This window comes from Microcoleus sp. Pol12B3 (assembly GCF_036701355.1).
Lineage (GTDB): Bacteria > Cyanobacteriota > Cyanobacteriia > Cyanobacteriales > Microcoleaceae > Microcoleus.
This window is the reverse complement of sequence record NZ_JAUBQS010000031.1, coordinates 1-21181: the sequence shown is the minus strand read 5'-3', so window position 1 is coordinate 21181 and position 21181 is coordinate 1. Positions and strand designations below refer to the sequence as shown.

Below are 21181 nucleotides of genomic sequence, written 5' to 3'. Positions count from 1 at the left end.
AATTTTATTTAAGGACTGTTCCTTATCATGCCATAATTGCCCGGTTTCTCGATCGAGCTGTAAAGGATTCTAAACTTTTTGGTCGATCGATCGGCAATTCCACTACTCTAATGTATGTGTGGCTTCTAACGCTAAATTTTCTTGCTATGCTTTACTTTTTGCTTAAGGCAATACAGCCTTTTTTAGTCCCGCTGTGTTTTGTGTCCGCCTGGGGCTTAGTTTTTTTGCTATGTTTGAGTGTCGGGCGTACAGTCACCGACTCCCTGCGTCGAGCTCAGCGGATGCACCAAATCCCTTGTGCTAACTGCGTATTTTTCACCGGCGACTACCACCTCAAGTGTCCCGTTCAGCCTACTATAGCTTTATCTGAAGATGCGATCGACTGTCCTGATTATCGATCGCATTCGGGAATTTACGGTTAAAAAATCCGGCCGCCGCTTTACATATTTCTTAACATCTCTTGCTCTTTCAATTAAACTTAAGTTGTGGTAAAGAGATTTTTAGGAGTGTGGAAAGAATGCTCATTCAAAAGCTAAATGCCTGCGACGAGTTTATTGCTGGCGACGGTACTCAACTGCGAGAATTGCTGCATCCAGACAAACAATCTGTAGATTTGCGTTACAGTTTAGCCCACGCCACTTTGCCACCGGGACAAACTTCTGCGCTGCACTCCCTGACGACTTCTGAAGTTTACTACATCCTCAGCGGCGTTGGAGAAATGCACATCGACGACGAAAATCAATTCGTGGAAGCCGGAGATGCAGTTTATATTCCCCCAAACGCCAAGCAGTTTATTTACAACTGCGGCACAGAGCCGCTAATATTTATTTGTATCGTCGATCCGGCGTGGCGAAAGGAAGACGAGACAATTTTCCAGTAATTTTCTAGTGTTTATCCTTTTAGGCTCGTTACCCGGCTCTGCCCGGTAACGCCTATCTAAAAGCTCTGCCTCTACTGAAAAAAACATCACAAACGGAAAATCTCTTTTAACAACAACAGCACCCAGCCATATGTACCGAGTGATTTCCTCTTTTTTCAACTTCGATGTGGAGTTGCAATAATCCTCTGATTCAGTTGCATTGCTCCCCTCTAATTAGTTGAGGAAGTGTCAGCTTTGTTGGTGGGTGCTGCTATTGGTTGTTAATGAGACAGATGTGAGATTAAACAGCGTTTTTACTCCTTAGATTCTATTGTGAACTTCGCTGTGGTATCTAGAGGTTGTATCTGTCAGAGAAGCTTTTTGTTCGCTTCATATTATTAATTTAGCACCTTCTTCTAGAACCGCAAGTACCTGCAACTAAACTTTACATTTTTAGAAGTAAGGGCGGATAATTATGAAGTTAAATTAAGCATTGAGCTTTCTAACTGCTCAGCTAAAATAGTAGAGTTGGGCTGTGCTTGCTGCTGCGAGAAACGGCATAATATTTGTATGAAAACAACCAAACTCATCAAACTGTGCGCCTTATCGATCGGTATCTTCCTGCTGTGCAGCAGTGTAGTGACAGCGCAAACGACGGCGAACCCTCAACCTGGGCAAACTTACACTAACCAGGAGATTCTGCAACAGTTGGTGAAGGCGAAAGTCGTGTATCTGGGAGAAACCCACGATAGCGCAGAAGACCACCAAGCTCAACTAAAGATTATCCGAGAAATGCAGCGGCAAAATCGGAAAATTGCGATCGCAATGGAAATGTTTCAGCGTCCATTTCAAAGTGCGATCGACAACTACTTAGCAGGTAAACTGACCCAAGAGCAATTAATCGAGCAAACAGAGTACGATCGCAGATGGCGCTTTCCCTGGGAATCTTACGCCCCCATTTTGCGGTTTGCCAAAGAAAATCAACTACCCGTCCTCGCCTTAAATACACCCTCCGAAGTAACGAGAAAAGTTGCCAGTCAAGGTTTAGAAAGCCTCACAGCAGAGGAAAAAAAGCACATTCCGCCAATATCCGAAATTCGCACCGACAACACCGAATATCGGCAACTGCTGCTAGAAGTTTACCAGCAACACCAAAAGGCAGAACAGGGAAATAGTACGGCTTTTGAAAGATTTTTGCAAGCCCAAGTTTTGTGGGACGAAACTATGGCGGAAAAAATAGCTGAATTTGTCAAAGCAAACCCTGACTATCAAGTTGTGGTGTTGGCGGGTAAAGGACACATTATTTACGGTTACGGCATTCCCAGTCGCGTCGAGAGGCGTTTGGGGGTCGGGAATGTAAAAATGCGATCGGTTTTATTAAATTCCAGTGACAATCCTGCTTTATCGGCAGATAAACCCATTGCTGACTTTGTTTGGAATCACTCGAAATAGTACAATTATACGCGCAAGCAATAATCAGGAAAAAATCAATGACAAACAGACCAAAAATTCTCGCATTTGCCGGAAGTACCCGCGAAGCATCCTATAACAAACTGCTGGTAAAAGTTGCGGCGGCTGGGGCTACGGCGGCGGGTGCAGAAGTTACTTATGTAGATTTGCGCGATTTGCCGATGCCGCTATTTGACGAAGATTTGGAAGCAAAAGAGGGAATGCCAGAAAATGCCCGCAAATTGAAGGAATTGATGGTAGGGCATGACGGATTTTTGATAGCTTCCCCTGAATATAACAGTTCAATTACGCCTGTGTTGAAAAATGCGATCGATTGGGTATCGCGCCCAGCACCGGGTGAACCGGGATTGGTGGCATTTACTGGCAAAGTAGCGGTAATTATGAGTGCTTCCCCAGGCGGAATTGGAGGTTTGCGGGGATTAGTGCATTTGCGATCGATCCTGGGGAATATTAACGTATTGGTGCTCCCGGATCAGAAAGCAATTCCCCAAGCTTTTGAAGCATTTAATGCTGACGGTACGATGAAAGATCCCAAACAGCAGGACGCTGTTGAAAATCTCGGTGCTAAGTTGTCTAATGTGCTGTCGAAATTAATCGCCTGAAGCAATAAATTCATTTTGTAGTAGGGACACAGAAATATTGTGTCCCAATCCCAGCATCTGTTATTTTGCTGGCTGCATCAAGTGCGATCGCGTCGCAAAATTGCTACGCTCATAGTTAATTGGCTGTTATTCTCACCCCCAAATTAACATGACATTCACCACATACCCAAAATCAGCACCTCCTAAAACCAGCAGCCCGGCTTGAGAATTGCACTTAGAAAATCATCACTCTCGTGAATCCCTGAAATTGTAATATCGAGATTAGTTCGATCGCAAACCGCATAATTTTCTGAGTTTCTTCCCAGGTTTATTCTTGTATATTCCCACAGGTTAACTCTTCGGCATAGCCAATATGCCACTCATCTACTTTTTCCAACACCGCAGAAAATCTCTTTACCCTTGTGCCTCTACTTGAAAACGGGTATAATTTTATTTCCTAGAGATAATACGTAGTGGAAAACTTACCACAAATTGTACCATAACCGCATCACCCGATCGACGTAAAACAAAACCACCCGATCGCAGATTGGCAGAAATAGACAAGAGTAGGCATACTTGAACCATCGGTCATCGGTCGGTATATTTCTTCCAAACAGCACGGCAGGCGTGGGAGACTCCTCCGTCACGCCTGCCCTGCAGTTTTATTTAATAATTGTTCGATTTCCTACGGCATAGCTTCACTTCACCTAAATTACCCCATTTTTTTCTTCTTCCAAGCCTCCACAAACGGCACAAACACCGACACCAACTCCTGCCTGTTCACCACCAAAGTCGGATAAGAAACTCTCCCGTAATTCTTCCCCACTTCCAGCGGAAAAATCCCCTGGGATTCCAGCGGTAGCCAAACGGCACCCGCCGCCTTCACAATTACCCAACTCCCCGCAATATCCCAAATTTTCGGAGTCGCTTCCACCCCTCCCAACACCGCACCCGAAGCCACAGTCAAAAAATTGTAACTAGCCATACCCAACATCCGAACTTTACTCGGAAGATGAGGCCCCATTCCCACACTCCGCGAACACAAATTAAAAAAATGATTCCCGCTCATTTTATCCGCACTCGGCCGAATTTGCTGCCCGTTTAAAAAAGCACCTTGAGTCATATTGTCAAACACGCCACCCGCCAAATCAGGTGCATAAAAACCGTGAAAAGACTGATTAATTGGCGGCAAATGCACGCAGCCAAAAACCGGAGTTCCGCGATACAACAAACCCAAAGAAATACCCCAAATCGGAATTCCCCTAGCAAAATTAGTTGTACCATCCAAAGGATCGACAACCCAACACCATTCTGTATCGGGAAAAACTTGTTCTCCTTCCTCGCTCAAAATGCCGTGACTGGGGAAAGCAGATGCGATCGCACTTCTAATTTCTGCATCAGCCCACTTATCGGATTTCGTCACCAAACTCCCGTCATCCTTTTCATCCGCTTGCGCGGAACCGAAATCTTGCAGCAACTGCTGTCCGACTCTCTCGACAGTAACCCGTGCAAAACTTAAAATAGAATCCCAAAAATTAGTCATTAGTTATTCGTTATTCGTTATTGATTATTGGAACTAACAACTGTCACAAGCCACCGACTAACTGACAAAGCCTTAGTCTAATTCATTTTCAAGAATAGTAGCGATCGCACTTTTAGCATTATCCTGAAACTCCTCAACATCCACCCTACCCAACAACCAAACAGCCAGAATCATACCCACTGCAGGCACAGCAAACACCAACCCATAAGCCAACATCGGCACCCCAAACAAACTCCTGCCCAAATCCAAAATAGCACCGCCGCTAACGGTTGCCATACCCCGCGCCATCGCCTGCGACAAACCCCAAGCGCCAATAAAAGTGCCAGCAGTTTCTGCAGCAGTCAAATCCAACATCAAACTCAGCGCCCCCGTCGTCGTAATACCCGAAGCTAAACCAAACAACATTAAAGCCGACTTAAACACAATTGGATTTCCTGTAAATCCAGATAAAATAATTAAACCAAAACAAGCAGCCACCGACAAACAGCCCAACCTAATCGTATTTTGCTTGCCGAGGCGCGGTACAATAAAAAAACCAGTTGTACTCAAACCGATCAGAGTACCAGTACCGTAAATAGCATTCAAGCGAGTAGTTTCCGAAATCGGCATCTTAAAAATTTCCCCGCCGTAAGGTTCCAATACTGCATCCTGCATAAACAAGCAAATTGTCATAATCAGCAGGAAAGTAAAAAACAAACCGGTTTGGCGACTAGCAGTCAAAATCCGCAGCGCACTTCCCAAAGTAATTTTATCTTCTCGATTCACTGCGGACGATCGCACCCCGTACCGCGAATACTTTTTCTCAACTCCAAAAGTCGCAATTCCCACCAACAGCAAAACAACCGCCGGCACTTTCACAAACAAACCATTAATCGAAGCCTGCAACACTTCCCGCGACACATCCCCATCAATTTGCTTCAGCAAACCGCTGCTAACAATCGCCCCGATAATAATACCAACCATCAGCATCGACCACACCACACCCACCAACTTCGATCGATCTTCCTCATCCGAAACATCCACCAACAAAGCAGCAAAAGGAGTCGAACTCGAACAAATAGCAATACCGTAAAGCGCAAAAATCAAACCCAACAAACCCACCCAACCGTAAGTAGCAGTCGTCCACCCCACAGTCTCCAAACTGCCGCCCAGACCCCACATCACCTGCACCGCCAAAAAAGCGGAAATCACAAACAAAAGGCTTCCTACCCACACATAACCCGTGCGGTGATGGCCAAACAAAGGCTTAGCATCAGACATTTGCCCGAACCACACCCTAGCCGGCGCCACAAACTGGTGCATCGCTAGCGTACCCGCCACCACAGTAGCCGGAATCGCCAACTCCTTAATCATCACGCGATTGAGTACCCCCAGCGTCAAAATCGACATCATACCCAATCCCATCTGAAACAAACCCAACCGGAACATAGTCAGCAGGTTAACTCTCTTGATGGCACGAGTCGCGGAATCTGTTAATCTTGAATCTGGCAAACGGTCGATCGACATAGCTATTCAAATAAACACAGCATTTGCATTTATAGTAACTGACATACTCGCCACCAGCCGCGTTTCCTCCCCCGGCTAGAAGCTCGATCGCGACTATTTATAGAAAAATAATAGACAATAAAGAATTGTGGATTTACCAACCGTGACAACCATTACCCTAGGACAAAATGGCCCAGCCGTCATTCCCCTGTGCGTCGGAACTTGGGCTTGGGGCGACAAACTATTTTGGAACTACGGCAGCAACTACGGCGCCGCCGAAGTCGAAGCAGCATTCAAAACATCCCTAGACAGCGGAGTCAACTTTTTCGACACAGCCGAAGTCTACGGTAACGGCTTGTCAGAAGAATTGCTGGGGCAGTTTCTCAAAAAAACCACCCAACCCGTGCAAATAGCCACCAAATTCGGCCCCGTACCTTGGCGGATTACAGGAAAATCAGTTTCCGACGCTTTGAGTGCCAGCTTAAAACGCTTGCAAGTAGAACAAATAGCCCTCTACCAAGTGCACTGGCCCTTCACTTTTTTACTGAGTCAAGAAACCCTGATGAACGCCTTAGCGGATGAAGTAAAACAAGGCAGAATTCAAGCAGTAGGAGTCAGCAACTATTCAGTAGAACAGATGCGGCAAGCCCACAAAATACTAGCAGCAAGAGGCGTTCCCCTAGCAACAAATCAAGTCCGCTACTCCTTGCTGTCGCGGCAAGTAGAAAAACAAGGAATTGTGAGTGCAGCCCGCGAATTGGGAGTCACAATTTTAGCGTACAGCCCCTTAGCCCAAGGATTGCTTACCGGCAAATACACAGCCCAAGAACAACCTACAGGAGCCCGCAAAATGGACTCCCGCTTCAGTAAAAACGGCATCGAAAAAATTGAATTAGTCATGTCCACGCTGCGGAAAATGGGCAAAAAGCGCGATCGCACCCCCGCCCAAGTAGCCCTCAACTGGTTAATAGCTCAAAACGGAGTTATCCCAATTCCCGGCGCCAAAACTGCAAAACAAGCCGCAGAAAATGCAGGCGCATTAGGTTGGAATTTGAGCCAAGATGAAGTTAATCAACTAGAACTAATGACTCGTCCCTGGCGAGAATAAAGCAGCCAACCGAGTTTTTTGGGGAAATATTGTTCAATGTTTGAAACCTCAAAAAACTCGGTTGCTTTTGGCGCGCGCTCGTTTCCTTGGAATCAACCTGTAAAATATGGAGCATTGATGATGTTAGATATGAAGTTAATTCAATCTTGTCTTGATCAGTTAGATATTGCTTGTATTCAATATGAAAAGAGAAAAATAAAATGCTATCAGGAAAACTGCGAGCCATATGAAGATGACAGAGACTGGCCACCGATTACTGCAAATGTTATTATTTGGCTTGATGGGCAAAAGCCGGGTTCACCCGGTCGTTATGCTGATTTTACTGCTTCTAACTATTATATTATGCATTGGCAATTGTATCTACTAAATGAGGAGGGTATAAGAGAGTTGCGAGATTCCACTGATTATGATATCGAAGAGATACATGGGTCAGATTGGGAAAATCGCTACGACGATTGATGTTACTTGCTTGAATTGAATCAAAAATTATTACAGAACTTCACACCTACATCGATCGAACAGCTTCAGATTCTTTTTACCATATGTGCAATAACTTAATGATAACTATCAACTGTCAACTTTCAACTATTTCTTCGTTATGAAAATATTAACTGACTGGGGTTTCACGCGCGAAGGCTGGCGCAACAACAGCCGCGGCGAATATTTAGTTTTGCTGCAAGGAGCATTGCTCGCAGGATTTGCAATTTTACCAGTTTATCAACTGCCAGGATTCAAAATTCAATCACCTCAACTACTTTTTTATCTTAGCTGGACTCTAGCAAGTATTCTCAGCTTAAGCGGATTAATTTTCATAATCAAAGCACTAATAGACTTAGGAAAAAACCTCACACCATTGCCCTATCCCAGAGAAGACGGAAAATTAGTCCAAACAGGCGTTTACGGAATAGTGCGACATCCATTATACAGCGGCTTAATTTTAGCCGCACTAGGCTGGACAATTTTTCAACTCAGTATATCCCACTTAATAGCCAGCGCCATATTAATCATATTTTTCGACATCAAAGCCAACCGAGAAGAAACCTGGTTAACCGAAAAATATCCAGCCTATTCAGAATACAGCCAGCAAGTCAAAAAACTAATTCCCGGAATCTATTAACAGATTCCCTCTGCATCTGCGTTAATCTGCTTCTATCTGCGGTTAAAAAATGAAATATAACAAAAAAATACAAATTATACTGCTAGCATTAACACTATTTTTATGCTTGTCACAGCAATTAACAGCGTGCAGCTTTCTCAAAAAACCCTTTCAACTTCCCGCCTCAGCCAAACAAGAACCCTGGCCAATTCAAACAGGCCTCCGAACAGCCATCCTCCGCGACAATATACCAACAGTCAACCGCGTAGTTTTAGTACCCGACGAAGCCACCTTCTTAGCAGCAATCCAAAAATGGAATCTCAAAGGAAACTGGCCTATTCTCATCGAAGACAAAAAATATACGCCCATGTTTGTGCAGCGCTTTCAACCCGAAGAAATAGTGCGTTTGCCAAGCATCAAACAGCAACTGCCAAAAAATCAAAAACTCCAACAATTAATGCTGAACGCCTCAGCAGCAGCTTGGAATGCCACCGATACTCAAACCTTAAAGGCACAATGGACGCAACTCGGCTGGGAACCCCCAGGAGTAGTAATCACATCAGAAAACGACCCGGCACGCTCAGCAGCAGTTGCCTTAGCAGCCGCTCACGGTCAACCTTTAGTATTTCTAGAAGGCAACTTCGGAAAACCCAACGATACCCTCAACAACACACAGTGGAAAAATCTGCAACTAGCAGTTACAAAAGCTGTCGAATCAACCGGATATTTTTACTCTCAACTCGCAGACCCGATCGACACAATAACCATTGTACGCCAACTAGCAGTCAAATATCAATCTCCTGAAAAACCCGACGAACAACTAGCCGTTACCGACGGTTTGGGACGGCACCCCAACGGCGAACGCTGGGCGGCTGTCGGCTGGATTTACGGCTCCGAGGTACGATCGATCTATCAAGCGATGTGTGCCATATTTCTCGATACCGAAACCGCCATGCTTTATGACAGTTATCCCAAGGAAGGAAATTGGGGGAAATATGAAATGGAGGCAGCAGCTAGCGGACTAAAAACTATAGGTTTGAATGTCGAAGTAGTGCAGAAACCAGAATCTAGCCTGGAAAAGTGGGGGAGTTTAGCCTCAAAACCGTGGAAATTTGACTTAATATTAATGAATTCCAAAGGCTACCCAAAATCATTCCAAGTCGGCAACGGCGACGCTTCAGTTGAGGACATACCAAAACTCCAATTTCCCGCAGCAATCCACATGATCCACAGTTGGTCAGCAGCCGCCCCAGATGACAACAACACGGTTGCCGGAAGGTGGTTAGAAAATGGTGCTTACGTATATATTGGCAGCGTCAATGAACCTTTTTTATCTGCATTTATTCCACCTAAATTAATGGTCGATCGCCTGAAGCGAGGCTCACCCCTTTTAATCGCAGCACGCCAGCTAGAATCCCAACCTTGGAAAGTGGCCACCATAGGCGATCCGCTAATGTCGATCGCCAAACCCAGACCAAGAATCCCGCCCACTAAACAACCGATGTGATATTATGCGCGATCGAGGAATTTAAAATTGGAGATTTGAGATTTGTGATTGTAAGGTAAAACCTCAAATCGCCAATTCTTTAATTTGAAAGTTGTTTTGCAGGGAGTTATATGATATGACCCGTTCACTGATGCGATCGCCCTAAACGCCAACACGCTAAATATAGTTAATGAGCATTATCGCCAGAGTATATCTAAGTTTGAATGTAACTTAGCATACAATCACGCCAAATCCGCCGCTCCTCAGAATCAGTCATTCCATCCAAGCGGCCCGCCCAAAAAATTTACCCTAAAATACGCCTTAATTAAGTTGTCAATTCCCCTAAAATCACTCAAAATGAAAATAAGAAATAAATTGTAATATTATATAACTTCTCACCGAAGAATTAACCGCTAAATGAGAGCCATCCCTCCTGTGGATCTGCCGCCACCCGGGCCAACTGCAGCAACTCCCCAAGCCTCCCGACTAAGCCCGCTATTTACCCGCCTGCACCCCAGCCCAGAAACCCTCCTGCTCATCCTCTCCCTAGTCATTGGGGGAGTTACGGGCGCAGGCGTCGTGACATTTCACTACCTCATCCACTTCATCCACAGCCTGATGCTGGAAGACTTCATGGGTGCGATCGCGTCGAAAGGCTCTTGGACGCTAGCCTGCATTCCCACCCTCGGCGGAGTCATCATCGGGCTGATGCGGTGGCGGTTTCGGGATTTTGGCCCGAATATGTCTTCCTTAATTGCAGCCACCCGCGGGCTGCAAGAACTCTCCCCCCTCAAACCCATCACCAAAATGGTGGCAGCCTCAGTTTCCCTCGGCACCGGCGCCTCCCTGGGCCCGGAAGCCCCCAGTGTCGAAATCGGCGCTAATTTTGGAATGCTGCTGGCTCAAGTCTTGCAGCTTTCCCCGGAACGGCAGCGCTTGCTCCTGGGCGCCGGAGCTGCTGCAGGCTTATCCGCCGGGTTTAACTCTCCCATCGCCGGAGTCTTTTTTGCTTTAGAAGTCGTGCTCGGCAGCACCTTCGCCACTTCGTCAGTCAGCGTAGTCTTGCTCTCCGCCGTAGTTTCCGCGCTGATCGCTCAAATCTGCTTGGGATCTCAGCCGGCCTTTGCTTTGCCGGTTTACGATGTCCGCAGCCCCTTAGAACTACCTCTGTACATGGGATTGGGACTTTTGGCGAGCGGAGTCTCCTTAGCCTACACAGAAGCAATTCAATTTGCCGATCGCTGTTTTCAAGGCAAAATCCGAGGATTTGCTTGGCTCGGACGAGTGCCCCGGCCGCTTCAGCCGATCATCGGCGGCGCCTGCGTCGGCTTAGTCGCCCTGCAATTTCCTCAAATTTTGGGTGTCGGCTACGAAACAGTCCAAGCAATGCTCCAAGATGTTAAATTTTCCTTGCCTTTGCTGCTGCTGCTGCTGTTTGTCAAACTGGCGATGACAGCAATCAGCCTCGGCAGCGGTTTAGTTGGCGGTATCTTCGCTCCGGCGATGTTTTTGGGAGCTTCCCTGGGTTCGGCTTACGGACTCTTTTTGGAAATGCTGCCGGCAATGAGCGATCGAGTCGCCGGCCCTCCTGCCTACGCAATGGTGGGAATGGCCGCCGTGCTCGCCGGCAGTGCCAGAGCACCGCTGACCGCCATCCTATTGATGTTTGAATTAACCCGCGATTATCGGATTGTCTTGCCTTTGATGGCAGCAGTGGGATTGAGCGTTTGGCTGGTGGAGTGTGTCAACCGCCGATCGACAGCCCACAGCCTCAACCTTCAGCAAATGGGCGTAGACGTGGCTCTCAATACCCCCATCAAAGCCAGAGAACAGTTGCAGGATTGGGAAGATGTTCTGGGGGATCGCATCGTCACAGAACTGATTTCTTGCCCACTTCCCACCGACGGCGAACACAGTATCGATCGACGAGAACCCACCGACGCTCCAGTGCTAGCCCTAGCAAATCGACATTCCTCGGAAAAAGTCAACCCCAATAAAGAATAAAAAACAACGTGACAGCAGCAACAGCCAAAGAACGGGAGAATTGAGAATTCTTCCATCTGCGTTCTCCGCGCCCTCTGGGGTTAATTCCTCTTCCTTCAGATTTCAGCTAAAATAACCAAATATTATTAACAATAGGCAGAGAGGGGCTTCGGTGGCAGGAAACGAGGCAACTGCAAAAAACAAAAGTCAAAAAATACCCGGAAAAACCCCCTTGGGTTCCACTCATTACAGCTTGTTAGGGCTGCATCCTTCAGCCTCAGTAATTGAAATTCGGCGATCGTACCGGGAACTGAGCAAACTCTACCATCCCGATACCACCGACCTGCCATCCGCAGTCGCCACCGCCAAATTTCAGCAGCTCAACAACGCCTACGCCACCCTCAGCAACCCAGAACGTCGCCTCGCCTACGACCTCAAAATAGGCTATTCTCGCCTGAACGTGATTGGGCCGCCCCCCGGCTTCGATGCTCCGGTTTCTGGCTCCGGCAAAAAAACTTCCAACTCCGCTTACCTAGATCCTACGGATCGACCTCTTTCTCCTGGAGAAATGTTTGCCCTGTTGATCATGGGAGCTAGCTTAATCGGATGTTTGGTACTGGCGATAGCGATCGGTTTAACTCGCGGCAATTAAAGCCTCAAATCCCCAATCTCCAATCCTCAATCGGAAATCCCCAATCCCCAATTTAAAATCTAAAATCCCATGACTCTTCCTTCCGCTGACACTCCTTTGTACAACCACCCACTCCCTGAAATCGAGCAGTGGCTAAAAAGCCGCGGCTGCCAGCAAGATCGGCGAGAACTCCACTGCTGGCAGATCGAGCAACTTACATGGAAAGCAGAACTCTCCCTCGATATTGACCAACTTACCGTCCGCTACATCGATGCTGGAGCCGACGGCCAAGACATTCAGCGAGCATTCAAATACTCCCTCTCGCGTCAGGACATTGAAGCGGCAGTTTTCTCCGGCCCCTAATTTGATTTTAGATTGGCGAATTTAGATTTTAGATTGAGGAATACATTTCAGAATCTACTTAATTGGAAAGTGAAAAATTAATCTAAAATCCAAAATCTAAAATCCAAAATAGTTAGACTTTGCCAAATCGGCGGTTGCGTTGCTGATAAGTAGACAAAGCGCGGTGAAACTCCGATCGATCAAAATCCGGCCACAGCGTCTCAGTAATGTAAATTTCCGAATAAGCCATTTGCCATAGTAAAAAATTGCTCAACCGCATTTCCCCACTCGTTCGGATCAGCAAATCCGGGTCACAAACATCAGCAGTATACAAATAGCGTTTAAATAAAACCTCATCAATCTCCTCCGGCTGCAACTTGCCCTCTTTCACCTGAGTGGCGATCGCCCGACAAGCTTGTACAATCTCCTGACGCCCCCCGTAATTCGTCGCCACCGTAAACAAAATCCCCTGATTGTGCTGAGTGGCTGTCACAGAACGCTCGATTTCCGCTTGCAAAGACTTCGGCAAAGCCTGCAAATTCCCCATAAATTGAATTTGCACGTCCTCGTCCACCATCTCCCGCAATTCTTGCCGCAACTTTCCCTCAAACAAACTCATTAAAAAATCCACCTCTCCGGCCGGCCGCCCCCAATTCTCCGTCGAAAAAGCATAGGCCGTTAAAGCTGGAATCCCCCAATCTTTGCAGCAGCGCAGCAGTTCCTTGAGAGTGCTAGCTCCTCGGCGGTGTCCCGCAATCCGCGGCAACCCCCTCTTCTTAGCCCAGCGCCCGTTCCCGTCCATAATCACTGCTATGTGCTTAGGCAGTAGTTCTTGTTGCAGATCCTCCGGCAACTTTTCCAAGCAAATTCCTTGACTCATGGTTTCTCCCGATTACCCGACTAACGGCGCAGTATCCGTTTTAACAGCGTCACTCCCTTCAATCCTATCTGGCGTCCGAGATTGCCGATCGGAATTGGAGCCACAACTCTTTCTCCCTCCGACGGAAACAGCTTTGCTTCCAGCAATTCCTTAAGTTTGCTGCTAGTCAAAGGTCGATTTAACATTCCCATCTGCGCTAAAGAAATAGAACCTGTTTCCTCGGACACCACCACGCACACGCAAGCTTGCACCCGTTCTGTAATCCCCATCGCCGCCCGGTGGCGGGTTCCCAACTGCCGCGACGCGCTGCGATCGGACAAAGGCAAAATTACCCCCGCCGACACGATCCGCGAACCTCGAATCAAAACAGCTCCGTCGTGCAGCAAAGTTTGCGGCTGAAAGATTGTCTGCAACAATTCTTTAGAAACTTCAGCATTTAACTTTAGTCCCGGCACTGAAAAATCTCGATCGTCGATCGGGGAATCTGTTTCTATAATTAGTAAAGCGCCCGTGCGGTTTTGGGAAAGTTCTTTTACTGCGTCCACAATTTCATCTATTACGCTGTCCGGTTCGGGATTTGGTCGGCGATCGCGTCCAAACAATTGCCGAAATTCCCCCCGACCCAATTGTTCCAGAAATCGGCGAAACTCCGACTGCAATATTACCGCCATTGCCACAGCCGAACCAGTCACCAAGCTATTGAGCGCAACGTGCAACAGCCTTAATCCAGCCCAGTTGCTCACCGCCGCCGCCAGCATCAAAATGATAAATCCCCTTACCATCCACAGCGTTCTGCGCTCGCCAACAATGACGAGCACCAAATACGCAAGGGCAAAAACCAGTCCAATATCTATCCCTTGAATCAATAAGGACTGAACCAGGGCCAAGTCAAAGCCAGATTGTTGATTGTTCATGGTTCATCGAACGCTACCGCCTGTGAACCGCGAACCGTGATGCACTCGAACCCATGAACCATGAACAGTTGTTATAAGGAATATGCTGAAAATCCCCGTATTTTTAGACCGGGAAATGTCAATCCAATCGCGTGACTGAACAAGGCAAAAGTTAAAAGTGAAAAGGCAATCATCACTAAGTAAACATGGATTGTCTTTCTTTTAACTTTTAACTTTTAACTTCTAAGTTTTTACTTTTGAGTTCCGAGTCGTTCAGGAAGGCGGTCAAGCCTCAGCAAATCCTGGTAAGTTTCCCGCTGTATAATCGTGTTAACTTCCCCATTTCTCACTAAAACCGCGGCCGGTCGGGGTACTCGGTTGTAGTTAGAAGCCATACTGTAATTGTATGCCCCTGTGGCCGTAACCGCGAGGACATCTCCGGCATGACACTCTGGCAATTTGGCATCTTTAATCAGAACATCGCCTGACTCGCAGTGTTTTCCAGCAATTGTGACTGTTTCCGTTAAGGGAGCAGACATTTTACCGGCTGCGAGGACTCGATAAACTGATTGATAGGTAATAGGACGCGGATTGTCGGACATCCCTCCATCTACAGCTAGATACGTCCGCATTCCCGGAATGACTTTTTGAGAGCCAACGGTATAAGCAGTGACGCAGGCTGTACCGACGAGCGATCGACCCGGTTCGCAAAGCAATTTCGGTAATGGCAATTGCTGCCGCTCGCAAGCTGCTACCACTGCGGAGCAAATTGTACGAGCCCAATCTTCAATGCTAGGAGGATCGTCCGCTTCAGTATAGCGAATGCCCAACCCGCCGCCAATATTAATTTCTGTTGCTGGCAAACCATAACTCTGTGCTTTTGTCAATGCCTGAACTATGACTTCGGCTAAATCGTCATGGGGTTGCAGTTCAAAAATCTGAGAGCCGATGTGAGCGTGCACTCCGACGCAAAATAACGACGGCTGTTGGCTGATGAAAGTAAATACTCGCTCGAGCGAGTTGGGATCGAAGCCAAATTTACTGTCGATTTGACCCGTCTGAATGTACTCGTGGGTGTGACACTCAATTCCAGGAGTAAACCGCACCATAACTCGTGTCGGCCCACCTGTGAGGCTGCTGACACCCAATTCTCCCAACTCTGCTAAAGTCTCTAAATCCCGCCAATTGTCGGCTACGGTAATGCAGCCGTTTTCCACAGCTAGCTGTAGTTCCTCGCGAGACTTATTGTTACCGTGGAAGTAGATTTTGTCGGGGCCCACGCCGGCTTGCAGTGCAGTGTGGATTTCTCCGGCGGATACGACATCTATGCCTAAGCCTTCGGAAGCTGCGAGCGCACAAATTGCCAAACAACTCCAAGCTTTAGAAGCATAAAGCACTTGGGATTCGCCCGGATAGTAACGCTCGAAAGCATCCCGGTACTGGGTGCAAGCCGCCCGCAGCGTTTCTTCGTCTAAAATATACAACGGCGAGCCAAATTGCTCCACCAAGGCTGTTACCTCGCAGCCTCCGATTTCCAACCGATCGCTGCTGTTAACACTGGCTGTCAGCGGTAACAGTTCTTGATTTGGCGATCGATTTTGCAGGGCCGGCTTCGACTCAGACAGATACTTAAGTCCCGATTCGACCCCGAAAGATTGAGTTGATACCATCGCGCAATAACTATCCTAGGTTATTAGTCAGCAGTCATTAATCAGCAGTCAGCAGTCGGCAGTCATTAATCAGCAGTCATTGGTCGTTGGCAGTAGACTAATGTCTGGAGACTTGTGAGTCATGACTCAGGACTAGCAACAAACAGCTAATCGCTACTGTGTTTTCCAGTGTACAATTTACAGCCGTGCGTTTTCTAGAAATTAAACATCTCGCCGCCGAAGACCTCAACAGTGCGGTCGAACTCGATCGGCTCTGTTTTGGTGGACTGTGGACGATCGAAGGCTATGGGCGCGAGTTAGGCAGTCCTAACAGCGATTTACTGGGTTTGTGGGCATCGGAAACCGAGGACTGTGAATCAGAAGGATTCGAGAGCGAACTCAAGTCGATCGAGCCGAAAAGCATTCTTAACTCAAAATCGCTCAGTATTGAGAGTTCCTCGCCACCAACTCCCAACTCAAAACTTACCCCAACCCTGATCGGTTTGGGTTGCCTGTGGGCAATTTTAGAAGAAGCTCACATTACAATTTTGGCAATTCATCCTCGCTTTCAAGGTCAGGGTTTAGGACAAGCCCTGCTTTGGGATTTACTAAAAAAGGCTCACTATAGACAATTAGAACGGGCAACCTTAGAAGTACGGGAATCTAATTTAGCCGCAGTTTCTCTTTACCAAAAATTTGGGTTTAAAGAGGCCGGACGGCGAAAACGCTACTACGAAGACACCGGAGAAGATGCTCTGGTAATGTGGCGCAGTGGCATAGAGAAACCCGATTTTCAGCACTATTTAGCGGTTGAGAAAGTGCAAATTTGCGATCGGCTACACCAGAAAAACTGGCATTTGGCGATCGATAGTTTTGAGTTTTGAATTTAATTTGTTGCGAATTTAATAAGACTTAGCATGATAGTCCATAAACCGTTTTTTTTTACCAAAAGACGCGTTACAGCCCGCAGATTCAGTAAAAAAACCGGTTTCGAGCAGTCAAAGTGCGATCGCGAACTGTTTAATAAAAAAACATAATACCCCAATCCCCAACTTCTTTAAGAAGTCGGGGGATTTAATATAATTACTGATATATTCAAAAAATCTAGTTATTTGGGATCCCAAAAACTAGTAAATTTACGGTATATAATACCCCTAGGAAGCTTTAATCTTTATTGCAAGATGTTGTTTTGGTTAATTGCTACGGACGTGAAAAAAGTCACTGTTCTAGATGAAGCCTTTCAAAGCAGGAATATCTAATGAACATCCAAGATTAACTTACCGTTATCGTGGGAACATATTTAATATCCACATTAGCAGGAGAGCCTGTTATGGCAGCCACAATAGAAGGCACAATCAAAGTCAACGTCATCAAAGTTACAGAGCCCAACTTCGCTGGTGTCTACACCGGGGAATTTTCCTACGACGATACACATCTGACCAAAGTCGGCACGGAATCGATGACTGTCAATGGTGGAAATGGAGATAGACCCGGACTGCTATCTCTGAACTTTAGATTTTTGGACTTTGCTACAGGCTTAACTCCTTTCACCTATACGGCCAGTGATGGTTTCAACTTCCCAGATAATCCTGTTTTAGCTTTTGAGAACGGACTTCCAATTCAATTTGGCTTTCAAGTTGCTCCGGGAAATGGTGGCGGAGTTTGGGGCGGAAATAACGGATTTATGTTTGTAGATCGTGGTATATTTAAGTTCGTTTTGCGAAATGGAACTATTGGAGGTGAGGGGCTAGTGACCTTAGAAATTAACGAATCTCCTCCTCCTCCCGTACAGGAGAACGCCTCCCCATTGACCTGATTGTTGGCCTTTTTGGGATTGGGTGCAGCTCACTTGTGGAGAAACCCAGAATTAATAATCTTTAACAACCTAACTTGAGAGGAATAGACAATGGCAGTAATAAATACTCCGTTTTTGGTAACAGGTGGCGAAACTAACAGACCACCTAGTAATGCTTTTAGTCCAAGTCAGCGTCAAATAAATATCCGTGCCCCCTTCTCGGTTCCCTCTGCGGATCAATGGACCAATCAAAAAGTATGGTTGCTGATTCCTGGTTTCACAGCACCCAGCGATTCTTTTGATGCAACTCTGGCGACAGCCATCTATGATGCTAACCCAAACGATACAGTTTTAGCCCTTGACTGGACGCAAGTGAGCGGCAGCCCAACAAATAATGTAGCAGCAGGGATCGCTATAGGAGACCTTTACAGGTCTGGTTCGTGGATTACTCCAGTAACAACAGCAGTCCGAAACAAACTTGTGGAGTGGGGAATGCCAGCCACAGCACTCAATATTGTTGGTCATAGTCTTGGAGCTCACCTTGCCAGCGAACTTGCCGCCAGTTTCAATACTACCTATGGGAGTCAAGTTGGTTCGGTTACAGCCCTTGACCCAGCATCAAATAGTTCGAAAATTGTCAGTCCCTACGATATTATTAATGGCTTCGATACAAACCTATCAAATGGATACCGAAGGAATGGAGGAATTGCAGACCCAATCGAACGCTTAGACTTTGGTGCTACGACTTCAAGAAGAAGTTTTAATGGCATCAGTAGTGTAGCAGGAAATGAAGCTCAAGCTGGAACTGCCAGGGAATCTTTCCTGTTTGACTTCGGCACCAATCCGCTTAGTCCCGTAGACCAAGCTGCTCAACACAACCGTGTCGTGACCGCGTACACAAAGTTGGTTAAAACTGATGCAGCCGACAATTCTCGTTTAGCCACAAATATTCTGGGTCTGACTGACACGCAGCCCGCTCATCAATTTCGACCAAACTTCTATAGAGGCGATTCTCTTAACTCTCTTCAAGTGCATGAAGGAGTGATTCCCGTTGATGCTCAAGATAATCCTTTGTTTCTGGTTGCTGCTAAGCTTAATGGCGGAACCAACGATCGCTTCATCTATGGGACTAACAGCAACGACGTATTAACAGGAACTGGTCTTTTTGGGACATATTACAACAACAACGGCAACCATACTTATTATCTTGGGGATGGGGACGATATTGTCTCTGCTGGCACAGGTAGTGACACCATTAATGGCGGGGCTGGAGATGACAACATTAATGCCGGAAATGGCAACAATACCATTCGCGGTGACGGGGGTAATGATGTTCTCACTGGTGGAAACGGCATTAATATCTTGTTTGGTGGTTTGGGGAACGACTCTCTCGGAGGTGGTGCGGGTCAGAACATATTAAAAGGTTCAGAAACCAACGGGCCATCTGGTGTTGAGGTAGATACTTTAATTGGCAACAGCGGTAACTCGGTTAACACATTTTATATTGGTGATAACACAACAAATTGGTACTCAGTCGGTGGTGGAAATGATTACGCCAAAATTGTTAACTTTGCAGAAACTGACGTGATTGTAGGTGGCGTCAATATTGAGGTGCAAAACGGCATCACTGAAACCTTTCTCTGGTCTGGAAGTGAATTGATTGCAAAGATTGACGGTCTCTGGGCTTCGGAACTACAGTTCCCTGTAAGGATTTAGAATTGACATCTCCCCGGTCTGGCAGAGGCGGCTGTGATTGGTTATACTTTGCACGGTCTATGACCGTGCTTTTTTACCAGTCCCAAGAATTGTAAAATTGCCACAAGCCGAAAAGAAAAGTAGTCTCGATCGCTAGCCGCCTAATCTGCCTGCCCGGTCATACTTACCGCTTTGCTCCGCGCTTCTATAATTTGACCTATCTCGCGCCCCAAGCTTGGTTGACGTTCAATCATCGTATTTACAGCATCTGAGTAGATGACAAGAACTTGCAAATCGTCAACGGCGACGATTGATACCGGACTCGGTTCCCCACTAAACAGTGCCATCTCGCCAAAAAACTCACCGCGCAAGATAGTCATTACCTCCAACTCCATGCCCAACTTGTTCGTGACTGTGACCTTAGCCTGACCCGAAATGATAATGTACAAAGCATTACCAGGCTCGCCCTGCCGGATGACTTTCTCTCCCGCACCAAACTTCTGTAAAATAGTTCCCTTAGTTAAGTCATCTAAATTTTTCGCTTCTCTAGCTAAAGGCATAAATCCGGGAATAGAGTGCAGGCTTTGGGCTAACTTACTTGAAGCGCTATCTGCCTTATCAGCAGCTTCCACAGCATAGGAGTATCGGTAGCGATATAGCGTCAGGTTGTTTCGCTGCGCTGCGTACCAGATTCGTGTCATAAATCGATCGAGTATCTGCTCCATATCCTCAAAGTTTTCGATAAAAAACTCCACCTCATAGATAATTGCAGTCTCATCATAGGATGTAGTTTTGCTCTCGGGTTCGGGTTCGGCTAATATTCCCTGTGTAGCCAAAGCTGTACTTAGTAGGACTTGCTTTACGAGGTTAGGGGGGCTATCGTAGGAAAAGCCAATATTGATACGTTGGTTGTAAATGCGTTCTGGTTGGCTGTAATTATGAATTATTTCTTTTCCAACAAATTGATGGGGAACGATAATCACCTGCCGCTGGAGAGTTAGCAGGCGAACAGAGCGCCAATTGATATCAACTACCTGCCCTTCGATATCTCCAATCCGCAACCAATCACCCACACTGAAGGGGCGTTCTAGAAGCAGCGCAATGCCCGACATGATGCTACCCAATGTGTCCTGAAGCGCCAAACCGATCACGATCGAACTCACGCCCAATCCCGTAGCAAGACCAGCCAAATCTGCACCCCACACCACCGCCAGTACGATCGCGCTTCCTACAAGCACCAAAAACAACCTAGAAAGGTCGATCAGCAGTTTGGGCATCCGTCCCCGCCATGTATTTGCCTCAGCTTCTTCAAACAAAATCACATTAAACAGCGAGAGAGAAGCGTAGATAACAGATATCCAAAACAGCGTTGCGACGAGCTTTGCAAAATTCCCGTCAACGTCAAGCCTTACGACATTCCTAATTAAAACCATCAGCATTAAGATGGGCAGGACGAGATTTTTTACAACCTGCAGCGTAGCTGCCAGCGGTCTACCCCGCCTTTGTAGATGATAAATAACCTCTCCTAGTAACCCACATTCCGCAGATATTTAAGCAGAGAGAAAGGAAGATAGATTCGGCAACACAAAACCCCCAAACGATTGCACAGCAATCGTTTGGGGGTTTTTAGTGTATAATAGATTTCTGCCGTAAAGCAACTCTAAAAATCATGAACCAACCATTAT

20 protein-coding genes are annotated in these 21181 nt (G+C 46.7%); 14 read left to right on the top strand and 6 right to left on the bottom strand.

The window, feature by feature from the left end:
- Window positions 1-146: 146 nt before the first annotated feature.
- The 4 genes from QUA53_RS16985 to QUA53_RS16970 all read left to right on the top strand — a co-directional run bounded on the left by QUA53_RS16985 (window position 147) and on the right by QUA53_RS16970 (window position 2931).
- A complete protein-coding gene (locus QUA53_RS16985) occupies window positions 147-422 on the top strand; it encodes a hypothetical protein (RefSeq protein ID WP_333098631.1) in 276 nt (91 codons plus the stop codon).
- Between the two features lie 95 nt (window positions 423-517).
- Window positions 518-880, top strand: a complete 363-nt coding sequence (locus tag QUA53_RS16980; protein ID WP_333098633.1) for a cupin domain-containing protein — start codon at window positions 518-520, stop codon at window positions 878-880.
- Window positions 881-1429: 549 nt separating this feature from the next.
- Entirely contained in the window at window positions 1430-2311 is an 882-nt protein-coding gene (locus QUA53_RS16975) for a ChaN family lipoprotein (RefSeq protein ID WP_333098635.1), read from the top strand.
- Window positions 2312-2349: 38 nt separating this feature from the next.
- Window positions 2350-2931 (top strand): NAD(P)H-dependent oxidoreductase, encoded by a 582-nt coding sequence (locus QUA53_RS16970; RefSeq protein ID WP_333078557.1) that lies wholly within the window; start codon window positions 2350-2352, stop codon window positions 2929-2931.
- Between the two features lie 691 nt (window positions 2932-3622).
- Here the strand turns inward: QUA53_RS16970 and QUA53_RS16965 are convergent.
- Together QUA53_RS16965 and QUA53_RS16960 are read right to left on the bottom strand one after the other, a co-directional pair.
- A complete protein-coding gene (locus QUA53_RS16965) occupies window positions 3623-4453 on the bottom strand; it encodes an inositol monophosphatase family protein (RefSeq protein WP_333098641.1) in 831 nt (276 codons plus the stop codon).
- 72 nt (window positions 4454-4525) lie between these two features.
- Window positions 4526-5959, bottom strand: coding sequence for a BCD family MFS transporter (locus QUA53_RS16960; protein ID WP_333098642.1), 1434 nt, complete (start codon window positions 5957-5959; stop codon window positions 4526-4528).
- 142 nt (window positions 5960-6101) lie between these two features.
- Here QUA53_RS16960 and QUA53_RS16955 point away from each other — a divergent pair, with 142 nt between their 5' ends.
- From QUA53_RS16955 to QUA53_RS16925, 7 genes are all read left to right on the top strand, one after another.
- Entirely contained in the window at window positions 6102-7046 is a 945-nt protein-coding gene (locus QUA53_RS16955; RefSeq protein ID WP_333098668.1) for an aldo/keto reductase, read from the top strand.
- A gap of 36 nt (window positions 7047-7082) precedes the next feature.
- A complete protein-coding gene (locus QUA53_RS16950) occupies window positions 7083-7505 on the top strand; it encodes a hypothetical protein (protein ID WP_333098643.1) in 423 nt (140 codons plus the stop codon).
- 139 nt (window positions 7506-7644) lie between these two features.
- Window positions 7645-8163: an isoprenylcysteine carboxylmethyltransferase family protein gene (locus tag QUA53_RS16945; RefSeq protein WP_333098645.1), complete on the top strand. Its 519-nt coding sequence runs from the start codon at window positions 7645-7647 to the stop codon at window positions 8161-8163.
- 49 nt (window positions 8164-8212) lie between these two features.
- Window positions 8213-9649, top strand: a complete 1437-nt coding sequence (locus QUA53_RS16940) for a hypothetical protein (RefSeq protein WP_333098646.1) — start codon at window positions 8213-8215, stop codon at window positions 9647-9649.
- Window positions 9650-10045: 396 nt separating this feature from the next.
- Complete coding sequence (locus tag QUA53_RS16935) at window positions 10046-11632, top strand: chloride channel protein (RefSeq protein ID WP_333098648.1); 1587 nt, start codon at window positions 10046-10048, stop codon at window positions 11630-11632.
- 151 nt (window positions 11633-11783) lie between these two features.
- Window positions 11784-12263 carry a J domain-containing protein gene (locus tag QUA53_RS16930; RefSeq protein ID WP_333098650.1) on the top strand — a complete coding sequence of 160 codons (480 nt, stop codon included), beginning with the start codon at window positions 11784-11786 and terminating at the stop codon, window positions 12261-12263.
- Between the two features lie 69 nt (window positions 12264-12332).
- Window positions 12333-12605 (top strand): DUF3143 domain-containing protein, encoded by a 273-nt coding sequence (locus QUA53_RS16925; protein ID WP_333039717.1) that lies wholly within the window; start codon window positions 12333-12335, stop codon window positions 12603-12605.
- A gap of 112 nt (window positions 12606-12717) precedes the next feature.
- On the opposite strand, the gene QUA53_RS16920 is transcribed toward QUA53_RS16925, so the two are convergent.
- The 3 genes from QUA53_RS16920 to lysA form a co-directional block, all read right to left on the bottom strand.
- The gene (locus tag QUA53_RS16920) at window positions 12718-13464 is read right to left on the bottom strand and encodes an isoprenyl transferase (RefSeq protein ID WP_333098652.1); all 747 of its coding nucleotides are present in this window, start codon (window positions 13462-13464) and stop codon (window positions 12718-12720) included.
- Between the two features lie 20 nt (window positions 13465-13484).
- A complete protein-coding gene (gene cdaA / locus QUA53_RS16915) occupies window positions 13485-14378 on the bottom strand; it encodes a diadenylate cyclase CdaA (protein WP_333098654.1) in 894 nt (297 codons plus the stop codon).
- 230 nt (window positions 14379-14608) lie between these two features.
- Window positions 14609-16027: a diaminopimelate decarboxylase gene (gene lysA / locus QUA53_RS16910; protein WP_333098657.1), complete on the bottom strand. Its 1419-nt coding sequence runs from the start codon at window positions 16025-16027 to the stop codon at window positions 14609-14611.
- A 158-nt stretch (window positions 16028-16185) separates the two neighbouring features.
- Here lysA and rimI point away from each other — a divergent pair, with 158 nt between their 5' ends.
- The 3 genes from rimI to QUA53_RS16895 all read left to right on the top strand — a co-directional run bounded on the left by rimI (window position 16186) and on the right by QUA53_RS16895 (window position 19517).
- Complete coding sequence (rimI, locus tag QUA53_RS16905; protein ID WP_333098660.1) at window positions 16186-16890, top strand: ribosomal protein S18-alanine N-acetyltransferase; 705 nt, start codon at window positions 16186-16188, stop codon at window positions 16888-16890.
- A 446-nt stretch (window positions 16891-17336) separates the two neighbouring features.
- Complete coding sequence (locus QUA53_RS16900) at window positions 17337-17822, top strand: hypothetical protein (protein WP_333098663.1); 486 nt, start codon at window positions 17337-17339, stop codon at window positions 17820-17822.
- Window positions 17823-17912: 90 nt separating this feature from the next.
- Window positions 17913-19517 (top strand): hypothetical protein, encoded by a 1605-nt coding sequence (locus QUA53_RS16895; protein ID WP_333098664.1) that lies wholly within the window; start codon window positions 17913-17915, stop codon window positions 19515-19517.
- Window positions 19518-19657: 140 nt separating this feature from the next.
- On the opposite strand, the gene QUA53_RS16890 is transcribed toward QUA53_RS16895, so the two are convergent.
- The gene (locus tag QUA53_RS16890) at window positions 19658-20935 is read right to left on the bottom strand and encodes a mechanosensitive ion channel family protein (protein WP_333248976.1); all 1278 of its coding nucleotides are present in this window, start codon (window positions 20933-20935) and stop codon (window positions 19658-19660) included.
- Window positions 20936-21181: the final 246 nt, after the last annotated feature.